The sequence below is a fragment of the Telluria sp. GW821-FHT07G12 genome, assembly GCF_059418525.1.
Window position 1 is genome coordinate 68,660 of sequence record NZ_JBWKQA010000005.1, and the last position, 26,849, is coordinate 95,508.

Sequence of the window (26,849 nt, forward strand, 5' to 3'; positions counted from 1 at the left end):
CTCCGTCGGTTGGGTGGGTACTACTCGACTTGCTTGAGGATCTGTTCGACGCTGGCCGTGCGCGACTCCAGCCGCGCCAGCGCCGCGCCCATGGCAGCCAGCTGCGCCGCCGTCTCCGCCTGCGATTGCGCGGCCTGGGCCGCCAGCTGGCGATAGGCATCGTCCTGCGCAAACTTGGCCCTCGCCTGCAGCACGGCCGAGACATGCTTGATGGCGAACACCAGCAGCACCGTCAGCAGCGGCAGGCACAGGGTCAGCAGATAATTACTTGTGGACATAGGAACCTCTACTCTTCCTTGTTGTTCAGGGTCTTGACCGCTTCCGCGATCAGCCCCGGGGCCAGCGGCAGCGCGAAATCCGCCACCTCGAAATAATTCAATGCCTTGCCATCGGCGGACAGTTCCATCTTGCTGGTCACCAGCCCCGCCTCGGCCAGCTTTTGCAGGTGCAGGTGCAGCAGCGGACGGCTCAGGCCGATGTCGCGCGCCAGCTGGCTGACGTAGTTCCGTCCGCCCGTCGCCAGCGCCGCGACGATGCGCAGCCGGTGCGGATTCGCGAGCGCCGCCAGTATGGCCAGCAGGCGGTCGCCGTCGATTTGTTTGGTTTCGTCTTTCACGTGTCAATAATTCCTTACACGTGAAAACAAGTCAAGCGATTTCGTGCCGTCACAGGGCCGCGGGGATTCGTCCCATGTTGCTTGTCCGACATGCCAGCCGCGCTGCATAGTCATGGCATGACCACGACCCGCACCGCCCTCTCAGCCGCACTGCTGCTCGCCTTCCACGCCGCCGCAGCTTCGCAAACCCAGCCCATGCAACAGGTGACGATCAGCGCCAGCGCCGTCGACCAGCGCGCGCAATCGACCACCACCGCCATCGTCGTCAGCCGCGACGAGATCCTGCGCCAGGGCGACAGCAACCTTGCCGATGTGCTGAAGCGCCAGCCCGGCATCACGATCGACGGCGCGCCCGGTAAGCAGGCCATCCGCATGCGCGGCCTGGGCGCGGGCTACGTCGCGATCCTGCTGAACGGCCTGCCGGCGCCCGGCGGCTTCTCGCTCGAGACCATGGACCCGGAGCTGGTCGAGCGCATCGAGATCCTGCGCGCGCCCACGGCCGAGACCAGCGGCCAGGCGGTGGCGGGCGCCATCAACATCGTGCTGCGCAAGGCCGGCAAGACGGCGGCGCCGCAAACGGAACTCAAGGCCGGTTCTTCGCTCGCCGCGGGACGGCCCTCGCCCAGCCTGAGCGTCCAGCACAACGGGCGTGCCGGGGCGCTGGCCTACACGCTGGTGACAACGCTCAACCGCAGGCAGGAGACCTTTGCCGGCAACGGCCTTGAAGAGAGCCGCCAGCGTCCCCTGCTGCGCCACACAGCCTGGCTCGACCGCCAGACCTACGACCAGCTGGAGTTCGCGCCGCGCCTGGACTGGCAGCCGACCGCGCGCGACAGCTTCAGCTCCCAAAGCTGGCTGCGCTGGAAGCACATCGACAACGCCAAGACCGAGCTGGAAAGCACGGACATCGGCTCGCCCACCAGCTTCCCGCACGGCGCCAGCACCTATCGCGCGCACTCGCCGCTGCAGGGCTATGCGGACCTGTCCTGGACCCGCAAGCTGGATGAAGGCGCGCGGCTCTCCGCCAAGCTGTCCGGCTACGCGAAGTCCATCTACGCCGGCTTCCTCTACCGCGGCATGGACGCCGTCGACACCCTGCTCGAAACCCACCACGTGGATTCCGGCCAGCTTGAACGCGGGCTGAATTTCAACGGCAGCTACCGCCGGCCGATCCTGAAGACCCATGCGCTGGCCCTGGGCTGGGAACTCGGCCGCACGCGGCGCAACGAATTCCGCCGCGAGCACCAAGCCGACCCGCTGGGCCGCCCGCTGCTGGACAGCGACGAGGACTTCCAGGCCACCGTCCAGCGCAGCGCCTTCTGGATCCAGGACGAGTGGGACCTGAGCGAGAGCTGGTCCGCCTACCTGGGCCTGCGTCGCGAAGATTTGCACACCATGGGCGAAGGCAGTGCGCACGCGGGCGTCGACGTCGATGCCGGCGTCTGGAGCCCGATCTTCCAGACCCTGTTCAAGCCGGGCGGACCGGATAACAAGGGCGGCCAGTTCCGCTTCGCCCTCAGCCGCACGTATAAGGCGCCGAACATCATCCAGCTCATGCCGCGCCGCTACACGGTCGACAACAACAACAGCGCCACCAACCCCGACCAGCAGGGCAACCCCAACCTGCGCCCGGAGCTGTCGCTGGGCGCCGACCTGGCCTGGGAACGGTACTTCGGCAAAGAGGACATGATCAGCGTGAGCGCCTTCGCCAAGCGCATCCGCGACATCACGCTGGACCGGGTGCTCCAGCAGAACGGCGTGTGGATCGTCACGCCGTCGAACGAAGGTATCGCGCTGGTACGCGGACTGGAATTCGAAGCCAGGACGCGGCGCGGCGCGCTGGCCGGACGTATGAACGTGGCGCGCAACTGGTCGCGCCTGGAAGCGGTGGCGGGGCCGGACAACCGCATCGCCGGCCAGCCCGCGTGGACCGGCAACCTGGGGCTGGACTACGCGGCGAGCCAGTCCATCGACGTCGGCGGCACCTGGACTTATCGCAGCAGTGTTGCATCGCGCCAGAGTCCCCTGCTGGCCGACTATGGCGGCCCGAGGCGCCAGCTCGACCTGTACGCGGTGTGGAAGCGCGACGCCAAATCCAGGCTGCGCCTGTCGGTGTCCGACCTGCTGCACCCGAACATCGTGGGCCGCAGCGTCTACGCGGGCGATCCCGACCTGAGCTCCAGCTACGTGCAGCGCGCCCAAACCACATGGCGGCTGCTGTGGGAGCAGAGCCTGTAATCAGGGCGCCAGGCCGAGGTCCGTCGCCACCTGCTGGCGCAGCAGATACTTCTGGATCTTGCCGGTGACCGTCATCGGGAAGCCGGCCACGAAGCGGATGTAGCGCGGGATCTTGTAATGCGCGATCTGCCCTTTGCAGAATTCGCGGATCTCGTCCTCGTCCGCGCTCATGCCGGGACGCAGGACGATGCAGGCGCACAGCTCCTCGCCGAACTTCGGGTCCGGCACGCCGATGCACTGCACGTCGAGCACCTTCGGATGCCGGTACAGGAACTCCTCGATCTCGCGCGGATAGATGTTCTCGCCGCCGCGGATCACCATGTCCTTGGCGCGGCCGACAATGGCCGCATAGCCGTCGTCGTCGATGACGGCGAGGTCGCCGGTATGCATCCAGCCGGCGGCGTCGATGGCTTCGCGGGTCTTATCCTCGTCGCCCCAGTAGCCGAGCATCACCGAGTAGCCGCGCGTCAGCAGCTCGCCTTTCACGCCGCGCGGGACGATGCGGCCTTCCGCATCCACGATCTTGACCTCAAGGTGCGGATGCACGCGGCCGATGGTCGACACGCGCAGCGGCACAGGGTCCTCGACCGAACTCTGGAAGCTGACCGGCGAGGTTTCCGTCATGCCGTAGGCGATCGTGATCTCCGCCAAATGCATCTTCTCGATCACCCGGCTCATCACCTCCGCCGGGCACGGCGAACCCGCCATGATGCCGGTACGTAGCGTGGACAGGTCGAAGCCGGCGAAGTCCGGATGATCGAGCAGGGAAATGAACATCGTCGGCACGCCATGCAGGCCCGTGCAGCGCTCGGCCTGGACCGTGCGGAGGACAGACGCCGGCTCGAAGCTCTCGCCGGGGAAGACCATCGTGGCGCCATGCGTGACGCAGGCGAGGTTCCCCAGCACCATGCCGAAGCAGTGATACAGCGGCACCGGGATGCACAGGCGGTCGCGGTCGGTGAGCTTCATCGCCTCGCCGACGAAGAAGCCGTTATTCAGGATGTTGTGATGCGTGAGCGTCGCGCCCTTGGGCGAGCCGGTGGTGCCGGAGGTGAACTGGATGTTGACGGGGTCGTCGAACTGGATGGCGGCTGCGATGGCTTTCAGGTCGGCCAGTTGCTGTGCGCTTGGCGGCTTGGTCAGATCATCGAAGTTCCACATGCCGGATGTCTGATCCGCGCCCAGACGGATCACATGTTTTAAATGCGGCAGGACCCTGGCTTGCAGCCCGCCCGGGTGGCTGCTTGCCAGCTCCGGCACGACATCGTTCGCGATGGCGAGATAGTCACTGGACTTGAAGCTTGGGGCCAGGATCAGGGCCGCGCACTGCACCTTGGCGAGCACGTATTCGAGTTCCGAGCGGCGGTAGGCTGGATTGATGTTGACCATGACCAGCCCGGCGCGCGCCGTCGCGAACTGCACCAGCACCCACTCCGCGCAGTTCTGCGACCAGATGCCGACGCGGTCGCCGGGACGCAGGCCCAGCGCCAGCAGGCCGGCCGCCAGCTTCGTGACCCGCTCGTTCAGCTCTGCATATGTCCATCTGATTTGCTGGTGCGGCACGACGAGAGCCTCGTTGCTGCCATATCGTTCCGCGACGCCCTCCAGGAAGCTGCCGATGGTCTCGCCGATCAGCGGGACATCGTGTGCGCCGTGTACGTAGCTCGGTTTGGCTCCCATCTCGTCTCCTCCCTGTTATGAAGAACGGTCAGCGCCGCAGCGCCGTGAAGGCCGCAGGCTCCCACTCGCGCAGCGCCAGCAGCAGGCCGCTGCCGCGGCGCTTGGGCAGCGGCGATGCCAGGCTCTCCTCGTGCAGCTCGGCGAAGCGGGCGCGCAGCTGGCGCAGCTCGGCCTGCATGCGCGCCAGCGCGCTCTCCGTCAGCATACCGTGAGTGAAGGCCAGCGACTGCTCCGGCTTGTCGAAGCCGCTGTCGAGAAAATCGTCCAGGCCCTCGGTGCGGAAGTAGCGGCGGATCGGCCCGTCCGGCAGCCAGTCGAAATCGCGCGCCACGTTCAGGCGGATGCGGTTGCCGGGCATGAGGGCGATCAGGTGCAGGCGGTCCAGGTGCAGTAGCTTCTGCAGGCACTCGGCCTCCGTCAGCCTGTACACGGCCAGCATGTCCTGCAGGGTCCAGTGGTTCAGGGCGCAGACGGCCACCAGCAGCAGGCGCGTGTCGGACACGAGTTCCTTTTCCTGGGCAGGGCTGAGTGTCCTCAAGCGTGTTTCGGTCACCGCGGCTTCTTGGGCCAGTTCGGCCAGGGTGAAGCCGAGCATGTTGCTGATCTCGACCAGGCGATCGACGCCGAGGGTGTCCGAGGTCAGGAGGCGCTTGACGCTCGCCTCCGACAGCTGCAAGGCGGCGGCGACGTCGCGGTAGGTCTTGCCCTGCAGTTTCAGCTGGCGCTTGATGGTGGTGAGGAGCTGGGTAACTTCGGACATTGCGGTGAGGTTTCTTCTGTGACAATATTCGGTGTCAGATTACATCATAACAACACTGGAGACGCCACATGGATTTTGCCGATTACCTCGCCTGCGACGCCACTGCCCTCGCCCAGCTTGTGGCGCGGGGCGATGTCAGCGCCGGCGAACTGCTGGATGTGGCGCTTGGGCAGAATCGGCGGGTGCATGGGAGTGTGAATGCGGTGGTGCGGGTGATGGAGTCGGAGGCGCGGTCCCAGATTTCTTCTGGCGCGCTTACCGGTCCGTTTGGCGGCGTGCCCTTTCTGATCAAGGATGGCGTGCAGGATTATGCCGGGATCCCTACTACTTACGGCAGCCGTTCGATGGCTGGGGTGGTGCCTGCGCGGCATTCGCATGTGGTCGAGCGTTATCTGAAGGCTGGCCTGGTCATTTTCGGGAAGACGAATTTGCCTGAGTTTGCGATTCGGGCGGTGACCGATCCGGAGCTGTTTGGGCGGACGAATAATCCCTGGGATTTGACGCGGACGCCTGGGGGTTCAAGTGGCGGAGCGGCGGCTGCGGTGGCTGCCGGGATTGTGCCGATGGCGGCCGGGAACGATGGTGGCGGGTCCTTGCGGATTCCGGCGGCTTGTTGCGGTCTGTTTTCTTTGCGGCCTACACGTGGGCGGGTGTCGTCCGGGCCGGGGCTTGGCGAAGTGTGGTTCGGGGCGTCCAGCGAAGGTGTGATTTCGCGGAGTGTGCGGGATTCGGCTTTGGCGCTGGATGTTTTGCAGGGGGCTGAGCCTGGGGATCCTTTTGTGATTGCGCCGCCTGGCGAGCCTTATGTGCAGGCGATGCTGCGGGAGCCTGGGCGTTTGCGGATCGGGTTTACTTCTGTTTCGCCGATTGGGACTGAGGTGCATCCGGAGGCGGTTCTTGCTGTTGAGCGCACGGCACGGCTGCTTGAAAGTTTGGGGCATCACGTCGAGGAGGCTGCGCCGCAGATTGATGGGGCGGCGCTGGCGCAGAGTTATCTGCACGTGTACTTCGGGCAGATTCCGGCTGCGGTGGCGCGGGCGAAGGCGCTCGGTGCAAAGGCCCACGACTTGGAACTGATGAACCGGATTCTTGTGACGCTGGGGTCGAGCGTGTCGGCGATGGAGCTGACCACGCAACTGAATCGGTGGAATGAATTCTCGCGTTCTCTGGCTGCGTTCCATGCGCGGTACGACCTGCTGCTGACGCCGACCCTGGCTGCGCCGCCAATCACGCACGGCACCGGCGATCCGTCGGGCTTCGAGAAGGCGCTGTTCGGCTTCCTGCATGGAACCGGGGTGATGGGCGTGCTGGCGAAGATGGGGCTGCTGGATGGGACGGTGCGGAAGATCGCCACCGACAACCTGCGTTATGTTCCCTTCACCCAGCTGTCGAACCTGACCGGCACGCCGTCCATGAGCGTGCCCCTGCACTGGACGGCGGATGGCCTGCCGCTGGGCGTGCAGTTCGTCGGGCCATTCGGCAGCGAAGACCGCCTGCTGCAGCTGGCGCGCCAACTGGAGCAGGCGCAGCCCTGGTCCGACAGGCGGCCGGCGCTGGCGTCCCTGGAACGCAGGTCCTGAAGCAAAGGCGTGCCGCTTTCTTGTGGCCTGTCACGTCGACGACCGTAGCCGCGAGTCGATCAATACCCGAACCTTGTTGGCAAACCTGCCGATCTCGAAGGGCTTTGTGATCACTTCCATGCCCGGGTCGAGACGGCCATTGCCGACCGCCGCCGTATCGGCATAGCCCGTGATGAACAGTACCTTGAGCTTGGGACGCCATACGCGTGCCGCATCCGCCACCTGGCGGCCGTTCAACCCACCGGGCAGGCCCACGTCCGTCACCAGCAGGTCCACGCGCGTATTCGAGCGCAATATCTGCAAGCCAGTCGGGCCATCCTGCGCTGTGAGCACGCGATAGCCGGCGTCACGCAATACCTCTTCGACGATGTCACGGAGCGTATGTTCATCCTCGATAAGCAGCACTGTCTCGCCTTGGCCGCGTGCGATGGACGAGGTTTCGACAGGCTCGTCGGCGAGCGCCGCGCCGGCATGACGCGGCAGGTAGAGACACATGCTTGTGCCGATTCCCACCTCGGAGTGCACCTGTACTTCGCCGCCTGACTGGCGCACGAAGCCGTAGACCATCGACAGCCCGAGACCCGTGCCCTCCCCCAAAGGCTTGGTGGTATAGAAGGGATCGAAGATCCGCTCGATGACCTCCGGAGGCATGCCGGTGCCGGTGTCCGAGACACACAGCGAGATGTACTGGCCAGGGGGTATAGTGCGTTCCGCACTCAGTTCGTCGATCGATTTATTGGCCGTCACCAGCGTCAGCTTGCCACCGCCCGGCATCATCGCATCGCGCGCATTGATGCACAGGTTGAGCAGTGCATTCTCGAGCTGGGATGCATCGACCTTTGTCGGCCAGAGATCCTGCTCGTTGATGACCTGCAGTTCGACCATGGGGCCGATGGAGCGGCGGACCAGCTCATCCATGCCTGCAATCAGGCGGTTGACATCGGTGGGCTTGGGATCGAGCGTTTGCCGGCGCGAGAAGGCAAGCAGGCGCTGGGTAAGCGAGGCGGCGCGGCGCACGGAGGATTCTCCGATGTCGATGTAACGCTCAAGCCCGTGATACTGGCCACGTTGCAGTTTGAACTTGAGCACCTGCAGGCCGCCGCTGATGGAAGCGAGCAGGTTGTTGAAGTCGTGCGCCAGCCCACCCGTGAGCTGACCCACCGCCTCCATCTTCTGCGACTGTCGCAAGGCCTCCTGTGCCTGTTCGAGTTCCGCCTCGCGCGCCTTGTTCAGGCTGAGGTCACGCCCGACGGCAACGAAATTCTCCCCATCGGGTTCCGGCATCACCGTCCACTCGATATGCTTCCAGCCACCGTCCCGCGTAGCGATCCGGTTCTCGAATCGGGCGGGCTGGTGCGTCTCCCCCATCCTTGCGATCGCCGCCAGGGTGGCAGGCATGTCTTCCGGATGCATGAAACTCGCATACGAGCGCGTCAGCAGCTCCGTTTCGCTCCAGCCCAGGATCTGTGTCCAGGCGGGACTGACGGCCGACATGTGTCCGGTGTAGTTAGCCAAGGCAAGCATGTCCTGAGACAGGTTCCAGAGACGGTCGCGCTCGGCCGTGCGCGCAGCCAATTCGGCTTCGCGTTCTTTCTCTACCGTGATGTCTCGGCCGGTTGCATAGCTCATGTCCCCGGCCGGCGCTGCGGCCCAGGAGATCCAGCGAATCGAACCGTCCTTGTGCCGATAGCGATTTTCGATGATCGGCCGACCGCCCGACGCTGCCGTCTCGTAAGCGTCGACCGTCATGGCGTGGTCCGCTTGAACGACGAACTCGTTGACATGTCGACCGACGAGCTCTTCAGGCGCATAACCGAGCACGTCGGTCCAAGCCGGATTTACCCGGCGAAAATAGCCCGCGAAGTCAATTACGAGCATCAGGTCGGGCGAGGTATCCCACATGCGGTCACGCTCGGCGGTGCGCTCGGCAACTTGCGTTTCCAATGTTTCGTTCAGTTCTCGAAGCCTTTGCTCGGCCCGCTTTCGGGCGCTGACGTCCTTGAACACGATCGCCACCTGACGCTTGGCAGCCGGCTCCACCCGGAAACACGCGACCTCGAGGTGCCGATCGGTCGCTTCAAGATGACGCTCGAAGTGGACCGGCTCCCCGGTCTCGAGCACGCCGCGGAACAGCGCTACCCAGGCATCGGCCTCGCTTTTCGTCAGCTTGTCCCGGCCGGTCTTGCCGACGATGTCGGCGATACCCGAGTGGCGAATATAGGCAGGATTCGCTTCCAGATGCAGATAATCGGACAGCGGTCCGTGCGGTCCGTCGATGAACTCGACGACGCAGAAGCCTTCGTCGATCGACTCGAACAGGGTACGATAGCGCGCCTCGCTTTCACGCAGCGCGGCCTCAGCCATTTTCCTGTCGTGGATGTCGACCGAGATGCCGAACCAGCGAGCGATTTCTCCGGTTTCGGCATCGCGATAAGGTTCGGCACGCGCGTGAAACCAGCGGTCAACGCCGGCGGCCGAGCGGATGCGATGCTCGATGTCGAACGGCTCCCCAGTCCCAAGCGCCACTTCCCACGCCGCTACGACCCTGGCCCTATCGTCAGCATGAAGGAATCTTGCTGCTATCTCGGCCGGTGCCGCGCCCACGCCTGTCGTCCCGGTGTACTCGGTGAACTGCTTATTCAGGAACTCCATCTGTCCGTGACGATCGGTGATCCAGATAATCTGCGGTACTGCGTCCGCCATGAGCCGAAAACGCCTTTCGCTCTCGTACAGGCGCTGCTCCGATTCGACCTTTTCAGTGATGTCGAGCGTGGTGTGTGAGATGCAGAGTAAATTTCCATCCGCATCGTAAACAGGCGTATTGGTTGCATTCCAATATCTGTTCTCGAACCATCGCCTGCCATCCCGATGCATTTCGATCGGGTATAGCTGGGCAGGCATTATCTGGCTTTTTCCTGTTTCGATCGCACGCGCGATCGATTTCGCCAGCGCCTTTACTGCCGAGTAAGGATCATCCGGATTATCGGGAAAAGCCTCGAAAAGTCGCTTTCCCTCCACGTCGGCACGTGAACGGTGCACCCCTTGGAGAAATGCGTCATTCACCTCCAGGATTTCAAGTTCCTCGGTGGGCGCCAACAGGCACTGACCTATGGGAGAGGCATGAAACGATACGCTAAATAGGTTCGGAGGCAACATAAACAGGGAGGGATAGGTAGTCTACTATTATGTGACAAATCTCCTCGGACTGCCGCCGCTGTGGATCCACGATCCAGTGCTCAGGCAACGTAGAAGAAGACGGCGACGTAATGGCAGACACTTCCGCCGAGAACGAACAAGTGCCAAATTCCATGCCCGTGACGCAGCTTGTGGTCGCTTACGTAAAAGCCGATGCCGACCGTGTAGAACATGCCGCCAGCCACCAACCATCCAAAACCCGTCCAGCCCAAGCTTGTCAGCAGAGGGACAATGCCGGCAACCGCCAGCCACCCCATGATCAAATAAATAACAAGCGACAAGATGCGCGCGCCTTTGGCATACCAGAGTTCCTGACCAATACCGACAAGCGCCAAGGTCCACACGGCTCCGAACATCGGCCAACCATAGCTGCCACGAAGCGTTACCAGCGTAAACGGCGTATAACTGCCCGCGATAAGCAAATAGATGGCGCAATGGTCCATCTTCCGCAGTACGCTTTTCGCTGGCCCTTGCGTGCTGTGGTATAGGGTGGAAGTCACGTACAGGATGAGCAGCATCGCCGCATAAACGGAGCAGCTGAGGATTTTCCAATAGTCGCCCGTGCGGCTCGCGGTGACGATCAAAACCATACCGCTGACTGCAGCCAGCGCCGCGCCAATGGTATGGGAAATAATGTTGAAGCGCTCGCCTGCAAGCATAGGGCACCGCTGAAGAGTTCTATCGGCCAGGAAACCTTGCGATTTCCACCCGAGTCAGCCAGTAATTCACGCTGCACCGGATCGGGCCGGCGAGCGGATAGGCGGCAATGTCAGGCATCCACCGAATGAAAAATTACTCAATGACAAGCTCTGGCGACGGTCTCCGCCGGGTTGAAGACAGGACGCGTTCCGAGACCCAAATCGGTACACCAGAATTTTGAAGATATTCTTTAGCGGCCTCAAGGCCAAGCATGGCCTCGAACACGAGTGCAACCTCTACCCGTTGCGACGTCAGATGATCCTTCCTCAGATCGGATATATCGTTCGTTGGAACGGGCTCCCGGATGAACGCCCGACGGGTCGCATAACGCCGGTCTTTTCGTCTTACCCGCCCCGGATCGCCCCGTAGTACTCTCTCGATGACGGCTTGCGGGATTTTTTCACGAATGAGAATCCAGTACGCACGATCTGAGCCGTAGAGTTTATTGATATGAACAGCGGCCTCAACGTAGGCGGCCTGAACATATTTCGTCCTGCGACAGCGCGCGTATCCGAGGCTCATGGTTTCCAGTCCCGATCGACTCAAGACCGACCCATCATCCCATACTCTCGCGGATGTTGTAACACAAATGAATGGCTGGCTTTCCGTTCGTTGCTACAGTTCAGGGGGCAAATGAATCTAGGCATCCGCTTGGCGCGCTCTACTACGTTTTCTAGGCTTTCCGCAAGTCGACATGTTTGAGGCACGTCAAGCGAGAGAGTTTGATAAGCCTCAGGATCGGTCGATGGAAAATCGAACTGACACACGCACTGCCCTTCTAATTGACGCTGTCGTCGTCAGTGGAGAGGGCCGCGGCACTACCGAAATCGCTTGCATACTTTGCGGAAACGGCGTACCACTTCAGCTTGTTCTTCGGGTTTTGACCAAGCCATGCTCTCGCAGGCAGCTAACACTTACGCAGCAGTGATTCCGCAACAATCGACAGTTGAAAAACAAAAAGCCCTTGGCAGACAAGGGCTTTTTTGAGAAAACTGGCGGAAGCGGTGTCAGCAGTAGTTTGTCTATGAAAATGCAGACATTTTTCTCAGTCTACCCACCGGGATGCCCACTGGGCTATTTAGCTTGCGCGTGAGAACCAGTTGCCAGTAGGGATGCGGCAAGGTTTTCACCAAGCTCCGCTATCGACTGCGCATTCAAACGGTCATGCGACACACTCATCAAGCGCGCTTAGCGGCAGGGGCGGCACCGCGAGCTCATCGCGCAATGATCGATCAAGGGCTTTTAGTGCGACTATCACAGTCCGCTTTTGACCTTGGATTCAACCGGTCGACGCAACAAGTTGGCTGAATCGTTCAGCGGGTGTTTGATATTCTAAAGTCTTCCTTGGCCGCTCATTCAGTTTGCGGGCAACTTCATTGAGTTGAGCCTGCGAGTATGCTGAGACATCGACGCCTTTAGGGAAGTACTGGCGCAATAGCCCATTGGTGTTTTCATTACTGCCACGTTGCCACGGGCTGTGCGGATCACAGAAGTAGACATCGATGTCGGTGGCAAGCGTAAAGCGCTTATGGTCAGCCAGCTCTTTACCCCTGTCCCAAGTGAGCGATTGATAGAGTTCCTGGGGCAATTCGCGCGCATTATCGATCAATGCATCGATGACTGTTTCGGTGTCTTTGCTGGCGATTTTTACCAGCATGACATAACGGGTCTGACGCTCAACCAAAGTGGCGATCTGACTGTTACGGTCTCCGAACAGCAAGTCGCCCTCCCAATGGCCAGGTACCGCTCGATCTTCGACCGTGGCAGGCCGTTCGCTGATCGATACCGTATCTTTGATCCTGCCGTGGTTGTCGGTTTTTTGTGTGTGATGACGCGACCGGCGCATGATCCGGGGCCGCCGAAGATGCGCTAAAAGCTCTTTTTTCAGCGCACCACGTGCCTGAATGAAGAGGCTACGATAAATCGTCTCATGCGACACGTGAAAGTCCTCGTCCCCTGGAAACGTATGTTTGAGCCACCCGGCAATTTGCTCTGGCGCCCACTGTAATTGAAGTTTGGTGGCCACGATTTCTGCCAGCACAGGATTGTCCACCAGCTTACATGTCTTGGGACGTTGGGCGCGCGTCCAGGCAGCATCGTCGGCGCAGTTTGCTCGGTAGCTCGTTTGACCGCCGTTCCGGCTGATCTCGCGGCTAATTGTAGAAGGTGCTCGTCCGAGAAGTTGGGCGATTCGCCGGATCGGATGACCAGCAGCTAACGAGCGCGATATCTCTTCCCGCTCTGCCAGCGACAAGGCCAACCTTGATCGCTGCCTTTGCGCAGGGCGAATGCCGCCAGACTCGGCAAGAATTCGCTGTATCGATGAGTGATTTCGATCGAACAGCGCGGCAATTTGATGCAGCGATTCGCCCTTCTTCCAACGCTCTCACATGAGCGCCTTCTGGCTTTCTGTATAGTAGATTCTAGGTCTCTGCTTCATCCGCAACACTCCTTCTGCTCATGCAGAGTTTAGTGTGTTGCATTGACCGGTTGAATCCAAGACCCGGAGCGGACATTGCAGGAGTGGGCGGCAACGCTGGGAAGCTACTGAGCCTCGACCCCTGGCTTTCCTGAAGCAGATATGCGTTTACGTTCTGGAAAGCTAAATTTTTTGGTCAATGAGTAAAATTCGGGCTTGAATGCTACACATCCGTTACATGGCCTCACAGCTTCTAAGGCGGTAATGCGTTCTTCAGTCAACTGCATCAAACATAAATCCACCGAAAAATTGTAACCGCTTCCACCCTGCATCGCCTCGTTCCGGAATTTGCATTCCGCGTCACGGAAAGCAATCCATGTGCGCTGCGCACTTTGCAGTCCTTGTGGCTTTGCGAGCGCGCGCATCAAAGTTCCATAGACGACGTTTAAACGTGTATCGGATTCTTTCAGCTCTCGGCTCATGCAGAAAGTATTTTCTACCATATTACTTTCCTCACAATGCTCGTGCTTTATCGATGCCATATCGCTTTGTTGTTCGGCCGCCTTTGTTAGGGATGACAGCGAAAAGCAGCAAAGAAGTATTCCCAATACAGGCAACCGCCCTGACAAAGAAAACCCCACAATTGCTCCTCCTAATAATCGATCGTACTTAGGTCCGCTCCTGGCCGATTGCGGACAACCAGAAAGACCCCAGTGTATCAGCCTATTTACCGCACAAGATTCGGGGTTTCATTCAACCAACCCACAAGATCATCAAAATCCTTTAACCCCATCTTCGCCCCGAGAACACGCTGATACTCAACAGCGCCAGCAGTGAAGAATGACGATGTAATAACCAACCCCTGATGAGCGCCCTGAGTCTCCGTTACGCTGTGCAAGCCACGTACAACTTCCACGCCAACCTTCCGGCCCGGGTTATACCGCTTACACTCCCCCACGATAAGAAACGGCGCTACTGGATTGCTCAGCTTTGCGAAGAAGTCGAACCCTCCATCCTTACTCGGAGGCGTCAACGTCACATCAAAACCGCGCTTTTCAAAGAGGCGTGCCACCAACTCCTCAAACCTACGTGGATTTAACCCGTACATCAGCGAGGGATCAGTCGCAAGGAGCCGTATAAGCTCGTCGTTCGCATCCTGAACGACTTCAATCTGGCTAACAGTTGGCTCAGGGTTCTGATACAGCACATGGGATGCAGCCGCATCCATACCATGCGAACTCCGGAGGTACGCCAGCAACTGATCTTTCGCTGCCGTACCAACAAGATCACTACCCGTCAATCCAGTCAGCCCTGCACGACTGAACTGCTCGATGAGCAGATCAACAGGCATCATCAAGTCACTCGCCATCCACTCTAATGTACCGGGCACTCCTGAACGCTGACGATTAGGGTCGCGACCGAGCATGCGATCCCAAGCATCCAGCACCGGGGCCCTTCCGTGCCCTACAAGGCTTCGTGCACGCGCCGACTGAGCAAGGCGGTCGAATATCTCATTCTTTTTACGCATGAGAACATTGTAACGACTAACCTACCGCTCCGGCCGAACATCCCAGAAGCCATCCGCCGCCCTTGCAAGCTGATCATCCAGCATATCCCATGCAAAGCCCGCATCCCTGATCACTCGCCCCAACAACTCCACCACACCCTGCACTGACGCTATCGTCCTACGCAGATCACCCCACGTAATTCCGGCTGTGGAAACGTCGAAGAACGAATAGACCCCATCACGCATAACGACTTCCGCATGGGCCGACGCCTTATCTCGGATGGTCACGCATCCCTTAACAGCCTCGGAGGTCGATAGGTCAGCCCAAGCCGCGACCAAGTCCGAATACAAGCGATCAAACATCACTCCACGCTCCAGCGCCTCTCGCTCGCCCATTGCACGCAGCAACCCCACCAACTCCTGATCAGGCTCGCCATCCATCAATGTCGGACTAACCTCCACGTAACGCTTGCGCAGAGCAGCGCGAACAAGATGACAATTCAACTCCCCAATCAGACCCTTTATGCTCGGCGTCCGCTTATCATCGTCCATCACCACTTTGGCAATGTCTTGGCAGCAGGCCAGAAACAAGGTGTGCCGCAGGATCAGGTAGCCCCTCGCCCGCCTACCACTCCCCCACCGCTCAGGAACTCCAGCCCCAAACAGCATAGGGTGCAACATCGCATACCGCTCTCGAAGGACAAGGAAAGCGTCCAACAGATGCGAGGCATGGGCCTCAAGCTTGATCAGCTTCGCCTTGACTTGCGACGACTTCATATCACCAACAACACTGCTGGATATTTCATTTTTGTCAACATTATGAGCATCTCGGGGAAACCGTGTTAAGCCACGCAGGCACAACATGACATCTTAGTGCTTGCCGGAACTCATTTCCAGTGAGATAATGCGCTCATGGTGGCGGCCCACTGGCGAATCTGCACGCCTATTGCAAACACACACATAGGAGGCTTCGGCTTTAACGTTTTTAGAAGGAGGTTTTACATGACTCACACTGACCATCTCATCCCCGTTACCAAAGTAGCAACCATTCTGGGGATTGGAGTTAGCACCGCTTGGCTGTGGTGCACGACAAAGGCGGATTTCCCTACCCCCATCCGCTTGTCACGGAAATGCACCCGATGGTCCTTGGATGAGGTCAACTCCTTCGCTGACAGCCTGAAGCTCGCACGCCCTTGTGGGTAAGAACGGGGGTAGCTGAGCAGCTATCAAGAAAAACCCTATTATAATCAAGTAGTTATAGGGTTTTGATGGCGGAAGCGGTGAGATTCGAACTCACGAACGGGTTCCCCCGTCGGCAGTTTTCAAGACTGCTGCCTTCAACCACTCGGCCACGCTTCCTGGGGAACCGCATTATACATAAATCGTTGCCGTACAGGCAGCTCAAGCCACCAACAACCAGTTCTCCCGCAACGCCTTCTCGAAGTCGTACGCTGGCAGCGGCTTGCCATACAGGTAGCCCTGCACCTCATCGCAGCCCGCCTGCCGCAGGAACTCCATCTGTTCCAGGGTCTCGACACCCTCGGCGATGACCCGGTGCCCCAGCTTGCGTCCCATGCTGATGATGGTGCTGGCAATCGCGCAGTCGCTCACGTCGGCAGGAATCCCGGTAGTGAAAGACCGGTCGATCTTCAGGGTATCGATCGGGAAGCGCTTCAAATACGAAAGAGAAGAGTACCCAGTCCCAAAGTCATCCAGCGACAAGGCCACGCCCAGCGCACTGATATGGTCCATGATGCCGATGACGTAATCGATATCGTGCATCAGCGTACTCTCGGTAATCTCCAGCTCCAGCCACGATGCATCGATGCGGTAGCGGCGCAGGGTATCCGCCACCCGCCCCGGTAGCGAAGACGTGAACTCGCGCGCCGACACGTTCACCGCCAGCCGGAACGGTGGCAAGCCAGCCCGCTGCCAGATCGCCGCCTGCGCGCAGGCCTGCTCCAGCACCCACTCCCCCACCTGCACGATCAGACCGGTGGTCTCGGCCAGCGGGATGAAGTCGGAAGGCGGGATCATGCCGCGCTGCGGATGCATCCAGCGCACCAGCGCTTCGGCGCCGACCAGGCGGGAGCTAGAGATCTCGAATTTCGGCTGGTAGTGCAGCAGCAGTTCACCGTGGCCCAGCGCGTGGCGCAGGCCGGTTTCGATCTGCATCCGCTGCTGCATCCCCTCGTTCATGTCGAGGCGGTAGAAGGCCACGCTCTGGTCAGGCGTCTCGATGCGTTCCTTGGCCCGCTGCATCGCAATGTCCGCCATGCGCAGCAAGGTCTCGGCGTCCGCGCCGTCCTGCGGGTAGACGCTGATGCCGATGCTGGCGCCCACGCGCAGGTCGTGGCCGCCGATGAGGAATGGCGCTTCCAGCACCGCCTGCAGCTTCTGCGCCACCGTGGTCGCTTCGAAGTGCTGGCGGACGTCGAACAGGCCGATCGCGAATTCGTCGGCGGCCAGGTGCGAGACCACGTCTTCGTCGCGCAGGGTGTTGCGGAAGCGCTGGGCGACCTGGCGCAGCAGCTCGTCGCCGACGGTGCGGCCGAGGGTGCCGTTGATCAGCTTGAAGCGGTTCAGGTCGATGTACAGCACGCAGGCCGTACCTTCGTTGCGCTGGGCCGACATCAGGCCCTGGTCGACCAGGCGCGCGAACAGCGTGCGGTTCGGCAGGCCGGTCAGCTCCTGGTAGTAGGCCAGGTGGTGCAGGCGTTCCTCGGCCAGCTTGCGCTCGGTGATGTCGGTCAGGTAGGCGATCAGGCCCACCGGGTTGTCCTCGAGGTCGCGCAGCGGCGAGAGCGACAGGCTGGCCCAGAAGACCTCGCCGGACTTCTTGCGGCGCCGGACTTCCATCATGCGGCCGCCCTGCTCGGCAAAGGCGTCCGGGAAGTCCGCGCCCTCTTCCGCATCGTCGACGTACAGGAACAGGACGTGGCGCCCCACCGCTTCCACCGCCGTGTAGCCGAACAGCTGCTCGGCGCCGCGGTTCCAGCTGGTGATGTAGCCCATGCGGTCGGTGGTCAGCACGGATTCGTGGATCTGGTCGAGGATCTGCGACTGGTGCGCCAGCTGGGCCTCGACCTGGGCGTAGGCGTGGGTGATGCGCTGGGCCAGGCCGTGCATCTGCATCAGGGTCGCGGTGAGGGTCGCCAACGCGTCGAGCTGGCGCCGGTCGGCGTCGCGGAACGGGCGGCCGCCGAGCTGGTAGCGGCCCAGGCAATCGATGCCTGACATGACCGGCGCCACCAGCGCCTGATCGGCTACATCGCCGGCCACATCGCCGGACCAGGGTCCCGCCACGAACACGGCCTCCGGACTGGCCAGCATCGCCCCGGCGATGCGCCCCAGCTCCGCGTACAGCGCGTCGCCGCGCAATCCAAGTACGGCCTGGCACAAGGCAGCGCTGCTGCCGGCGATATCGAGCGACGGAGCAGCGGGGAGCTTAGACATTGCGCGCCACCTGTATGGCCCAGTGATAGGCGTGGAGCTGGCCCTGCCACCAGGACAGGCTGTCGACGCCGGCGGCGTCCAGTACCGCGGCGTTCGGTCCCGGCATCTCGCACAGGCGCAGGCGCTCGCCCAGGCGGCCTTCGCGCGCCAGCAGGGCCGCTTCGACGTCCTCCGGCAGGTTCAGGTCGCGCAGCAGTTCGGCCATCGGGCTGCGGAACAGGCGGTCGAGCAGCGAGAACACGCCGGTCATGAAGGCCAGGTCCTGCTCGTCGCGGTCGCCGCCATCGCGCTTGCACAGTTCTTCCAGCATGGCGCCGCGGCGGGCGGCGATCGGCAGCAGCAGATTCGGCGGACCGTCCGGGTGCGGGCGGGCGTACAGCAGCAGCTGCAGCCAGCGCTGCAATTGGCGCCGGCCGATGCGGCTGATGGCCTGGCCGAAGCTGGTGATCTGGATGCCGCTCGAGAACGCAGCCGAGTTGACCAGCTTGAGCAGGTGGTAAGAGAGCGCCGGGTCCTGCTTCAGCTGGGCTTCGAGTTCGCAGGAATCGGCATCGCGCGAGAGCAGCGCCAGCATGGTCATCAGGCGGCGGCGCGTGGTGCCGTCGTCGGGCTGCTGTGCGTCCTCGTCCGCGCTGTCAGTGTCGTCGAGCGCATACAGGCCGGAAAACCAGCTAAAGCCCGCGTTTGCGCAGGCGCGCAGGGCAGCCCGGGTGTCGACGCCGCGCGCCAGGTGCGGGCCGAACAGGGCCGGCAACGGGGTCGGCGGCAGTGCAGTGCCGTCGCCACCGACATGACGCGAGACGCTGCGCAGCGCCAGCGGTGGGGCCGTGCCGGCCGGCGCCTGGCCGTCCAGCAGCACACGGTAGCCGGTCAACTGCAGCTCGGCCAGGCGCCTTGCTACGCCCTCACCCGCCAGCGATTCGGCGTCGACCGCCAGCACCACGCGGTTCGGCGGCAGCAGTTTTAGAATGGGAGGTGTCAGCGCCGCCGGGGAATCCAGCAGCAGGATGCAATCCAGGGGCGCCACCGCGGCCAGCAGGTCGGGCGCGCCGAACATGGCCTGCAGGGTGGCGTCGTCGAAACTGCCCTCGGCTGCGCGCATCAGCAGCGCAACCCATTCGTTCTGCGCGTTGGCCACGGAGCGAATGTCAACCAACGGGAACGGGGCAGCAGCCATTAATGTTTATGCATGATTGGTTATTTCGATAATAGTAGTGCAGGGATTATCGGAAAGCAACCCAAATGTTTCCTAGTGGATACACTTTTCCCAAGTATATTTACACCGCGTGCTGGACTGCGAATTTGATGAGCTCGGCCTGCCCTTCAATGCCGAGTTTGCGCTTGATGTTCAGGCGGTGGGTCTCGACGGTGCGCACCGACAGGTCGAGGGCGCGGGCGATCTGCTTGTTCGATTCGCCGTTGGCGATATGGCGCAGCACTTCCTGCTCGCGCACGGTCAGCTGGTTGTCCGGCATGGTCGGGCGGGCAAGCTGGCGCGCCACCGGGGCGCTGTAGTAGATGCCGCCGGCCATCACGGTGTCGATCGCCAGCACGATGTCCTTGCCCGGCGCATCCTTCAGCACGTAGCCGCGCGCGCCGGCCTGCATGGCCTGGCTCACGTATTCGAGCTTGTCGTGCATGGAGAGGATCAGCACGGCGACCTCCGGGTGGCGGCGGCCCAGCTGCGCGGTGGCTTCGATGCCGCTGCCGTCGCGCATGGTGATGTCCATCAGCACCAGGTCGACCGGGGCGCTGTCCACCATCGCCAGGGCCTCGGCGCCGGAGCCGGCTTCGGCCACCACGCGGAAGTGCGGCACCGCTTCCAGGCGGGCGCGCAGGCCATCGCGCACCAGGGGATGGTCGTCCACCAGCATGATGTGGACAGTTTTTTCCGGGGTGTCAGTCATCGTGGTTCCAGTGAGTCAGGTCGACGATCGCGCGCACCGTGGTGCCCGCCTTCGATGAGGTGATCCGGAGCGTGCCGCCGATCGCGTCGAGCCGCTCCATCATATTGCGCAGGCCGATGCCGCGCTGCGGGTGCACGGCGACGTCCTCGGTATCGAAGCCGGCGCCATCGTCGGTGACGGCCAGCGTCAGTTCATGGCGGCGCCGTTCCAGCGCCAGCGAGATCGTCGACGCATGGGCATGGCGCTCGATGTTCGTCAGCGCTTCCTGGGCGATGCGGAACAGCACCGTGCCCACCACCTGCGGCAGTTTCTCGACGTGGCCGCTGGCCGAGAAGGCGACCGGCATGCCGCTGTGCTGGCTGAATTCCTCGGCCAGGTGTTCGAGTGCGGCGGCCAGGCCCAGGTCGTCCAGCAAGGTCGGCCGCAGGTCGTGCGAGATGCGCCGCACTTCGCCCAGCACCTTGTTGAGTTCTTCGGCGGTGCGCTCGAAGCTGGTGCGCGCCTGCTGTTGCTGGTCGGGGTTGCCCGCCAGGCGGATCACGCCGGCCTCGATCTGCAGCTTGATCGATACCAGCCACTGGCTGATGCCGTCGTGCAGGTCGCGCGACAGGCGCGCGCGCTCGGTCTCCTGCGAATCGACCACGCGCTGGGCCAGTACCTTCAGCTTGGCGTCGGCGACCCGCGATTCGCTCACGTTCAGCGCCAGCCCGGAGGCGCCGATCGCCAGCGCCGACAGGATCGCCAGCCCGGCGATCCACCACATCGTGCTCTCGATATTGCGCGACTGCTGGGCGTCGACCTTGGCCAGGGCGGCGTCGACGTCGTCGAGGTAGAGGCCACTGCCCATCATCCAGCCCCAGTCCTTGATCGGGACCACGTAGCCCAGCTTGGGCGCAGCCACGCCGGTCGAGGGCTTGACCCAGTTGTAGCGCACCAGTCCCCCGCCCCGCTTGGCCACTGCGACCAGGTTCTGGATGGTCGGCGCGCCGAACTGGTCGTGCAGGTTCCACAGGTCGCGTCCGACCAGCTCGGGCTGGCGCGGATGCATCAGGTTGCGGCCGTTGAGGTCGTACACGAAGAAGTAGCCGTCGTCGCCGAAGCTGAGCGATGCCAGCACACGCTTGGCTTCCTCCAGCGTGGCCGGGTCCTTGCGGCCGGAGCTGGTGAGGTGGGCGATGGCGTGCGAGGCCAGCTCGACGTAATGCTCGAGCTCGGCCTGCTTGGTGGCCAGGTAGGCTTGCTGGATGGTGGCGCGCTGCTGCTGGGCCAGGGTCACGGCCTGCTGCCGGATGAACAGGGCGATCGCGCACAGGGCCACGATCAGCGGGGCGATTGCAAGAAAGATGAACTTCTGCCTTAACTTCATTCCGTGCGCATGCATTTCGTCGTAACATGAAATTGTACGCCCGATCACGCGCTTACCCCTACGTAGTCCTACGCAAGCGGCTGCGTAATCATGCGCTTGTTTCAAGCGAAGGCGTGCAAGATACTCACCGGTAGCTTGCCAGTAATGTAAGCAAGAACAGCACTTACAGAAAAAGCAATCACTGCTTGGAGGAGTCACCATGAATCGTCTTACAAGCCGGCTCGGTTGGGCCGCGCTTTCGCTGGCGGGCGCCATTGCGCTCGCCTATGTCGCGTTACACCGCGGCGAATCCATCAACGCGGTCTGGGTCGTGGTCGCCGCCGTGTGCGTCTACCTGATCGCCTACCGCTTCTACAGCCTCTACATTTCCGACAAGGTGATGGGCCTCGACGCCCGCCGCCAGACCCCGGCCTACAAGTTCAACGACGGCCTCGACTTCGTGCCGACCAATCGCTACGTGCTGTTCGGTCACCATTTCGCCGCCATCGCAGGCGCGGGTCCGCTCGTCGGGCCGGTCCTGGCCGCGCAGATGGGCTACCTGCCCGGCATGCTGTGGATCCTGTCCGGCGTGGTCCTGGCCGGCGCCGTGCAGGACTTCATGGTCCTGTTCATGTCGATGCGCCGCGACGGCCGCTCGCTGGGCGACCTGATCAAGTCCGAAATGGGCGAGATCCCGGGCGTCATCGCGCTGTTCGGCACCTTCATGATCATGGTGATCATCCTGGCCGTGCTGGCGCTGATCGTCGTGAAGGCGCTGACCGGCTCGCCGTGGGGCTCCTTCACCGTCATGGCCACCATCCCGATCGCGCTGTTCATGGGCGTGTACTCGCGCTTCATCCGCGTCGGCCGCATCGGCGAAGTCTCGCTGATCGGCTTCGTGCTGCTGATGGCGGCGATCGTCGGCGGCCAGTACGTGCACGATTCGGCCACCTGGGCGCCGGTGTTCACCTTCACCGGCGTGCAGCTGACCTGGATGCTGATCGGCTACGGCTTCGTCGCTTCCGTGATTCCCGTGTGGCTGCTGCTGGCTCCGCGCGACTACCTGTCGACCTTCCTGAAGATCGGCACCATCGTCGCCCTGGCGCTGGGCATCGTGTTCGTCGCGCCGATGCTGCAGATGCCTGCGCTGACCCGCTTCATCGACGGCACCGGCCCGGCCTGGTCGGGCAAGCTGTTCCCCTTCCTGTTCATCACCATCGCCTGCGGCGCCGTGTCCGGCTTCCACGCGCTGATTTCTTCCGGCACCACGCCGAAGATGATCGAGAACGAAAAGCACGCCCGCTTCATCGGTTACGGCGGCATGCTGATGGAATCCTTCGTCGCCATCATGGCCCTGGTCGCTGCATCGACCATCGATCCGGGCGTCTATTTTGCGATGAACAGCCCGGCCGCGCTGGTCGGCACCACCGCCCAGACCGCCGCAGCCGCGGTGTCGAACCTCGGCTTCTTGATCACGCCTGAAACCCTGACCCAGATGGCCAAGGACGTCGGCGAGAACACCATCATCTCGCGCGCCGGCGGCGCCCCGACCCTGGCGGTCGGCATGGCCCACATCCTGTCGAACGTCATCGGCGGCAAGGCGATGATGGCCTTCTGGTACCACTTCGCGATCCTGTTCGAGGCCCTGTTCATCCTGACCGCCGTCGATGCGGGCACCCGCGCCGGCCGCTTCATGCTGCAGGACCTGCTGGGCGCTTTCATGCCCTCGTTCAAGCGCACCGAGTCGCTGCCGGCCAACCTGATCGCCACCGGCCTGTGCGTGGCCGCCTGGGGCTACTTCCTGTACCAGGGCGTGGTCGATCCGCTGGGCGGCATCAACACCCTGTGGCCGCTGTTCGGCATCGCCAACCAGATGCTGGCCGGTATCGCGCTGACCCTGGGCACCGTCGTGCTGTTCAAGATGAAGCGCAGCCAGTACGCCTGGGTCACCATCGTGCCGACCATCTGGCTGCTGATCTGCACCCTGACCGCCGGCTGGCAGAAGATCTTCGACGCCAACGTCAAGGTCGGCTTCCTGGCCCACGCCAACAAGTTCCAGGCTGCCCTCGACCAGGGCCAGGTGCTGGCGCCGGCCAAGAGCCTCGACCAGATGAGCCGCGTGATCTTCAACGACTACGTCGACGCCACCCTGTGCGGCTTCTTCATGTTCGTGGTGGTGGCCGTGCTGGTGTTCGGTATCCGCACCGCCCTGCAGGCGAACCGCGAAAGCCGTCCGAGCGCCAAGGAAACCCCGTATGTGCCGGCTGAGCCGGCGGTCGAGGCGTAATCATGTTCAGCACGCTCGCACAGGCAGGCAAATACCTCGGGCAAAGCATGCGCCTGATGGTCGGCCTGCCGGAATACGACACCTATGTGGCGCACATGGAGAAGACCCATCCGGATCAACCCATCATGAGTTACGAGGAGTTCTTCCGCGAGCGCCAGCAGGCCAGGTACGGCAACGGCAAACGCGGCGGCTGCTGCTGACGCCGGCGCCGTAAGGCATCGCCAACGAAGGGACGCTACGTGCGTCCCTTTTTACTTTGATGCACGACAAATGCGGGGAACAAACGCTCCCCTATAGTCCCTTCTTGCGGGAAAGCTCTTTCCCTATGGATTTGCCGACTATGCCGACATTCGAGCGTTCCAGCCTCAGCCATAAACTGACGACCATGTGCCTGCTGTCGGCCGCGAGCGCACTGCTGATCGCATTCGCCGCGTTCGCGCTGGCCACGGTCTCCGAACACCGCCGCAGCGAAACCGCCGGCCTGAGCGCGCTGGCCCAGGTGCTCGCGCGCAGCAGCCAGGATGCCCTGCAGTTCAACGACCGCAAGCTGGCGGACCAGATCCTGTCGGCGGCCCAGGAAAGACCGGCCCTGCAGGCGGCCGTGCTGTACGACCGCAAGGGCCGCCCCTTCGCCTCCTGGCGCGCCGAAGGCAGCGATAGCGTGCCGCTGGCGTCCCTGCCCGAGCTGGGCCAGGATGCGCTGGACGAAGCGACGCTGGCCGCCAGCCGTCCCTGGCTGCCCAGCATGCGCGTCTACCGCCAGGTGTCTCCTGATGCCAACGGCCAGCCGGTGGGCGTGGTCATGGTCGAAGCCGACCAGCGCCCGGTATGGCTGCGGCTGGCGCGCGCGCTGGGCGTCATGCTGGCGGCGCTGGCGAGCGGCATGCTGGTGTCGTGGATCCTGGCGCGGCGCATACGGCGCAGCATCGCCGACCCGATCGCCAAGCTGATCAACACCGCGCAAAAGGTCGCGGCCAGCCAGAACTACACGCTGCGCATCGCCCACCAGCGCGACGACGAGCTGGGCGCGCTGATCGACAGCTTCAACAACATGCTGGCCCAGGTCGAGGGCCGCGGCCAGGCCCTCACCCACCACCGCGACGAGCTGGAACGCCAGGTCTCGGTGCGCACCGAGCAGCTGGAAAAGGCCAAGAACGCGGCCGAAGCGGCCAGCCGCGCCAAGAGCGCCTTCCTGGCCACCATGAGCCACGAGATCCGCACCCCGATGAACGGCGTGCTGGGCATGGCCGAGATGCTGCTCGGGACCGAGCTGAGCGAAACCCAGCGCAACTACACCCAGCTGGTCAAGCAGTCGGGCGAGCATCTGCTGGTGATCATCAACGACATCCTGGATTTTTCGAAGATCGAGGCCGGCAAGCTCACCGTCGAGTACATCAACTTCAACCTGTGGGACCTGCTGGACGACATCCACACCGTCTACACGCCCCAGGCCGAGGGCAAGGGCATCGCCATGCACTTCGATATCGCCAACGACATCCCGGTGGCGATCTGCGGCGACCCGAACCGGCTGCGCCAGATCATGGCCAACCTGCTGGGCAATGCCATCAAGTTCACCAACGAGGGGCGGATCCTGGCGCGGGTGCGCATCGCCAGCGAGGACAACCAGGCCGTGATGCTGCGCTTCGAGGTGCACGACACCGGCATCGGCATCTCGCGCGAAGCCCGCGGGCGCCTCTTCGAAGCCTTCTCGCAGGCCGACGACTCGACCACCCGCAAGTTCGGCGGCACCGGGCTCGGTCTGGCGATCTCGAAGCAGCTGGTCGAGCTGATGGGCGGCTCGATCGGCGTCGACAACGCGCACCCGCAAGGCTCGGTGTTCTGGTTCACGGTGGCCTTCGACAAGCGCCGCGTCGACCCGGATGCGCCCGGCGACCAGCAGCACACCATCGACGGCCTGCGCGTGCTGGTGGTCGACGAACATGAAACCACCCGCGTCGGCCTGGAGCGCCACCTGGGCGCCTGGCACGTCGAATGCGACGGCGCCGACAGCGCCGACGAAGCCCTGGAACGCCTGCACGAAGCGGCGCGCGAAGGCCGTCCCTACGACGCCGCGATCCTCGACATGGAACTCGAGCAGGTCAGCGGCCTGCTGCTGGCGGCCTCGATCAAGAGCGAGCCGACCACCCGGGCGACGCGCCTGATCCTGCTGAGTCCCGAGAAGCTGGCGGCCGACCCGGTCCAGCGCCGCGAAGCCGGCGTCGCCTACCAGCTGATCAAGCCGGCGCGTGCGGCCGACCTGTTCGCCTGCCTGGCGACGCGCCCGCGCGGCCAGGTGGCGCCGGCGCCGCGCTTCGTCCCGCTCAAGCACGCGGGCCAGGAGTCCGGCCGCCCACGCGCACGCCGCGTGCTGCTGGCCGAGGACAATCCGGTGAATGTCGAAGTGGCGCGCGCCATGCTGGAAAGCCTGGACCTGCGCGTCGACTGCACCCGCAACGGCGAAGAAGCCCTGCACGCGGTGCGCGACGGCCAGTACGACTGCGTGCTGATGGATTGCCAGATGCCGGTGATGGACGGCTTTGCCGCCACCGCCGCCATCCGCCGCGAGGAGCGCGAGGCCGGGCGCGGGCGGGTGCTGCCGATCATCGCGATCACCGCCAACGCGCTGCAGGGCGACCGCGAAGCCTGCCTCGCCGCCGGCATGGACGACTACCTGTCCAAGCCTTTCAGCCAGCAGGACCTGGCCGCCGTGATCGGGCGCTGGATGGCGATGCCGCTGGCCGCCACCGTGCACCACGACGACGAGCCGCCGCGCCTGCCGCGCGAATCGGTCGAGGTGATCCAGCGCGAGGTCATCAACCGCTCGGCGCTGGAAAAGATCCGCATGCTGTCGCGCGAGCGCGGCGACGCCCTGGTGCAGAAAGTGATCAACGCTTATGTGGACGACACGCCGCAGCAGCTCTCCACCCTGCGCCGCGCGATCGACGTCATGGCGACCCACGACGTGCGCCGCATCGCCCATACCCTGAAATCCGCCAGCGCCAACGTCGGCGCCGAGGCCCTCGCCGCCCTGTGCAAGGAAATGGAGCACCTCGGCCGCGCCGACACCACCGAAGGGGCGGATTCTCTCCTGATCAATATGGAACAGGAATTCGAGGCCGTCCGCGACTCGCTCACCGCTCTCCTTGAGAAGGAAACCTGA

The 26,849-nt window shown here is 62.9% G+C and carries 19 protein-coding genes, 1 tRNA gene and 1 pseudogene; 5 read left to right on the forward strand and 16 right to left on the reverse strand.

Translation table 11 applies throughout. The annotated features are described in order from the left end of the window. Nucleotides 1–20: 20 nt before the first annotated feature. The gene (locus AC07PE_RS18955) at nt 21–278 is read right to left on the reverse strand and encodes a hypothetical protein (RefSeq protein WP_498767287.1); all 258 of its coding nucleotides are present in this window, start codon (nt 276–278) and stop codon (nt 21–23) included. An 8-nt stretch (nt 279–286) separates the two neighbouring features. Further along, entirely contained in the window at nt 287–616 is a 330-nt protein-coding gene (locus tag AC07PE_RS18960) for an ArsR/SmtB family transcription factor (protein ID WP_498767289.1), read from the reverse strand. Between the two features lie 117 nt (nt 617–733). Between AC07PE_RS18960 and AC07PE_RS18965 the strand changes: the two genes are divergently transcribed. Continuing rightward, on the forward strand, nt 734–2,854 hold the full coding sequence (locus tag AC07PE_RS18965; RefSeq protein WP_498767292.1) for a TonB-dependent receptor plug domain-containing protein: 2,121 nt from the start codon (nt 734–736) through the stop codon (nt 2,852–2,854). On the opposite strand, the gene AC07PE_RS18970 is transcribed toward AC07PE_RS18965, so the two are convergent. Both AC07PE_RS18970 and AC07PE_RS18975 read right to left on the reverse strand, forming a co-directional pair. After that, a complete protein-coding gene (locus AC07PE_RS18970) occupies nt 2,855–4,534 on the reverse strand; it encodes an AMP-binding protein (RefSeq protein ID WP_498767294.1) in 1,680 nt (559 codons plus the stop codon). It lies immediately after the preceding gene. Nucleotides 4,535–4,562: 28 nt separating this feature from the next. Next, nucleotides 4,563–5,294, reverse strand: a complete 732-nt coding sequence (locus tag AC07PE_RS18975) for a transcriptional regulator (protein WP_498767296.1) — start codon at nt 5,292–5,294, stop codon at nt 4,563–4,565. Nucleotides 5,295–5,362: 68 nt separating this feature from the next. Between AC07PE_RS18975 and AC07PE_RS18980 the strand changes: the two genes are divergently transcribed. Then, nucleotides 5,363–6,874, forward strand: a complete 1,512-nt coding sequence (locus AC07PE_RS18980) for an amidase (RefSeq protein WP_498767298.1) — start codon at nt 5,363–5,365, stop codon at nt 6,872–6,874. A gap of 30 nt (nt 6,875–6,904) precedes the next feature. Here AC07PE_RS18980 and AC07PE_RS18985 read toward each other — a convergent pair whose 3' ends face one another. From AC07PE_RS18985 to AC07PE_RS19040, 12 genes and pseudogenes are all read right to left on the reverse strand, one after another. Further along, nucleotides 6,905–9,970: a PAS domain-containing hybrid sensor histidine kinase/response regulator family protein gene (locus tag AC07PE_RS18985; RefSeq protein ID WP_498767300.1), complete on the reverse strand. Its 3,066-nt coding sequence runs from the start codon at nt 9,968–9,970 to the stop codon at nt 6,905–6,907. Nucleotides 9,971–10,110: 140 nt separating this feature from the next. Further along, nucleotides 10,111–10,728: a PAQR family membrane homeostasis protein TrhA gene (gene trhA, locus AC07PE_RS18990; protein WP_498767302.1), complete on the reverse strand. Its 618-nt coding sequence runs from the start codon at nt 10,726–10,728 to the stop codon at nt 10,111–10,113. 133 nt (nt 10,729–10,861) lie between these two features. After that, nucleotides 10,862–11,290 (reverse strand): hypothetical protein, encoded by a 429-nt coding sequence (locus AC07PE_RS18995; protein WP_498767304.1) that lies wholly within the window; start codon nt 11,288–11,290, stop codon nt 10,862–10,864. Between the two features lie 757 nt (nt 11,291–12,047). Beyond that, nucleotides 12,048–13,208, reverse strand: a pseudogene (locus AC07PE_RS19000) (IS30 family transposase). A gap of 104 nt (nt 13,209–13,312) precedes the next feature. Further along, nucleotides 13,313–13,690, reverse strand: a complete 378-nt coding sequence (locus AC07PE_RS19005; RefSeq protein ID WP_498767305.1) for a lysozyme inhibitor LprI family protein — start codon at nt 13,688–13,690, stop codon at nt 13,313–13,315. A gap of 224 nt (nt 13,691–13,914) precedes the next feature. After that, nucleotides 13,915–14,715 carry a restriction endonuclease gene (locus tag AC07PE_RS19010; RefSeq protein WP_498767306.1) on the reverse strand — a complete coding sequence of 267 codons (801 nt, stop codon included), beginning with the start codon at nt 14,713–14,715 and terminating at the stop codon, nt 13,915–13,917. 21 nt (nt 14,716–14,736) lie between these two features. After that, nucleotides 14,737–15,558: an AbiU2 domain-containing protein gene (locus AC07PE_RS19015; protein ID WP_498767308.1), complete on the reverse strand. Its 822-nt coding sequence runs from the start codon at nt 15,556–15,558 to the stop codon at nt 14,737–14,739. A 405-nt stretch (nt 15,559–15,963) separates the two neighbouring features. Continuing rightward, nucleotides 15,964–16,053, reverse strand: a tRNA-Ser gene (locus tag AC07PE_RS19020). Between the two features lie 42 nt (nt 16,054–16,095). Continuing rightward, entirely contained in the window at nt 16,096–18,150 is a 2,055-nt protein-coding gene (locus tag AC07PE_RS19025; RefSeq protein WP_498767310.1) for a putative bifunctional diguanylate cyclase/phosphodiesterase, read from the reverse strand. Continuing rightward, the gene (locus AC07PE_RS19030) at nt 18,143–19,288 is read right to left on the reverse strand and encodes an EAL and HDOD domain-containing protein (protein ID WP_498767312.1); all 1,146 of its coding nucleotides are present in this window, start codon (nt 19,286–19,288) and stop codon (nt 18,143–18,145) included. The genes AC07PE_RS19025 and AC07PE_RS19030 overlap by 8 nt, the downstream gene beginning before the upstream one ends. 139 nt (nt 19,289–19,427) lie before the next feature. Continuing rightward, nucleotides 19,428–20,057 (reverse strand): response regulator transcription factor, encoded by a 630-nt coding sequence (locus AC07PE_RS19035; RefSeq protein ID WP_498767314.1) that lies wholly within the window; start codon nt 20,055–20,057, stop codon nt 19,428–19,430. After that, entirely contained in the window at nt 20,050–21,423 is a 1,374-nt protein-coding gene (locus AC07PE_RS19040) for a cache domain-containing protein (RefSeq protein WP_498767316.1), read from the reverse strand. The genes AC07PE_RS19035 and AC07PE_RS19040 overlap by 8 nt, the downstream gene beginning before the upstream one ends. A 199-nt stretch (nt 21,424–21,622) precedes the next feature. Here AC07PE_RS19040 and AC07PE_RS19045 point away from each other — a divergent pair, with 199 nt between their 5' ends. The 3 genes from AC07PE_RS19045 (at nt 21,623) to AC07PE_RS19055 (ending at nt 26,849) form a co-directional block, all read left to right on the forward strand. Further along, on the forward strand, nt 21,623–23,689 hold the full coding sequence (locus AC07PE_RS19045; protein WP_498767318.1) for a carbon starvation CstA family protein: 2,067 nt from the start codon (nt 21,623–21,625) through the stop codon (nt 23,687–23,689). 2 nt (nt 23,690–23,691) lie between these two features. Further along, nucleotides 23,692–23,889, forward strand: a complete 198-nt coding sequence (locus AC07PE_RS19050; protein ID WP_230029486.1) for a YbdD/YjiX family protein — start codon at nt 23,692–23,694, stop codon at nt 23,887–23,889. Between the two features lie 140 nt (nt 23,890–24,029). Then, the gene (locus AC07PE_RS19055; RefSeq protein ID WP_498767320.1) at nt 24,030–26,849 is read left to right on the forward strand and encodes a response regulator; all 2,820 of its coding nucleotides are present in this window, start codon (nt 24,030–24,032) and stop codon (nt 26,847–26,849) included.

Coding starts and splice junctions, on each gene's coding strand:
- AC07PE_RS18970 (WP_498767294.1), bottom strand. CDS start 4,534: ATGGGAGCCAAACCGAGCTACGTACACGGCGCACACGATGTCCCGCTG.
- AC07PE_RS19025 (WP_498767310.1), bottom strand. CDS start 18,150: ATGTCTAAGCTCCCCGCTGCTCCGTCGCTCGATATCGCCGGCAGCAGC.
- AC07PE_RS18965 (WP_498767292.1), top strand. CDS start 734: ATGACCACGACCCGCACCGCCCTCTCAGCCGCACTGCTGCTCGCCTTC.
- AC07PE_RS18955 (WP_498767287.1), bottom strand. CDS start 278: ATGTCCACAAGTAATTATCTGCTGACCCTGTGCCTGCCGCTGCTGACG.
- AC07PE_RS18995 (WP_498767304.1), bottom strand. CDS start 11,290: ATGAGCCTCGGATACGCGCGCTGTCGCAGGACGAAATATGTTCAGGCC.
- AC07PE_RS19010 (WP_498767306.1), bottom strand. CDS start 14,715: ATGCGTAAAAAGAATGAGATATTCGACCGCCTTGCTCAGTCGGCGCGT.
- AC07PE_RS18980 (WP_498767298.1), top strand. CDS start 5,363: ATGGATTTTGCCGATTACCTCGCCTGCGACGCCACTGCCCTCGCCCAG.
- AC07PE_RS19005 (WP_498767305.1), bottom strand. CDS start 13,690: ATGGTAGAAAATACTTTCTGCATGAGCCGAGAGCTGAAAGAATCCGAT.
- AC07PE_RS19040 (WP_498767316.1), bottom strand. CDS start 21,423: ATGAAGTTAAGGCAGAAGTTCATCTTTCTTGCAATCGCCCCGCTGATC.
- AC07PE_RS18975 (WP_498767296.1), bottom strand. CDS start 5,294: ATGTCCGAAGTTACCCAGCTCCTCACCACCATCAAGCGCCAGCTGAAA.
- AC07PE_RS19035 (WP_498767314.1), bottom strand. CDS start 20,057: ATGACTGACACCCCGGAAAAAACTGTCCACATCATGCTGGTGGACGAC.
- AC07PE_RS19050 (WP_230029486.1), top strand. CDS start 23,692: ATGTTCAGCACGCTCGCACAGGCAGGCAAATACCTCGGGCAAAGCATG.
- trhA (WP_498767302.1), bottom strand. CDS start 10,728: ATGCTTGCAGGCGAGCGCTTCAACATTATTTCCCATACCATTGGCGCG.
- AC07PE_RS19045 (WP_498767318.1), top strand. CDS start 21,623: ATGAATCGTCTTACAAGCCGGCTCGGTTGGGCCGCGCTTTCGCTGGCG.
- AC07PE_RS19015 (WP_498767308.1), bottom strand. CDS start 15,558: ATGTTGTGCCTGCGTGGCTTAACACGGTTTCCCCGAGATGCTCATAAT.
- AC07PE_RS19055 (WP_498767320.1), top strand. CDS start 24,030: ATGCCGACATTCGAGCGTTCCAGCCTCAGCCATAAACTGACGACCATG.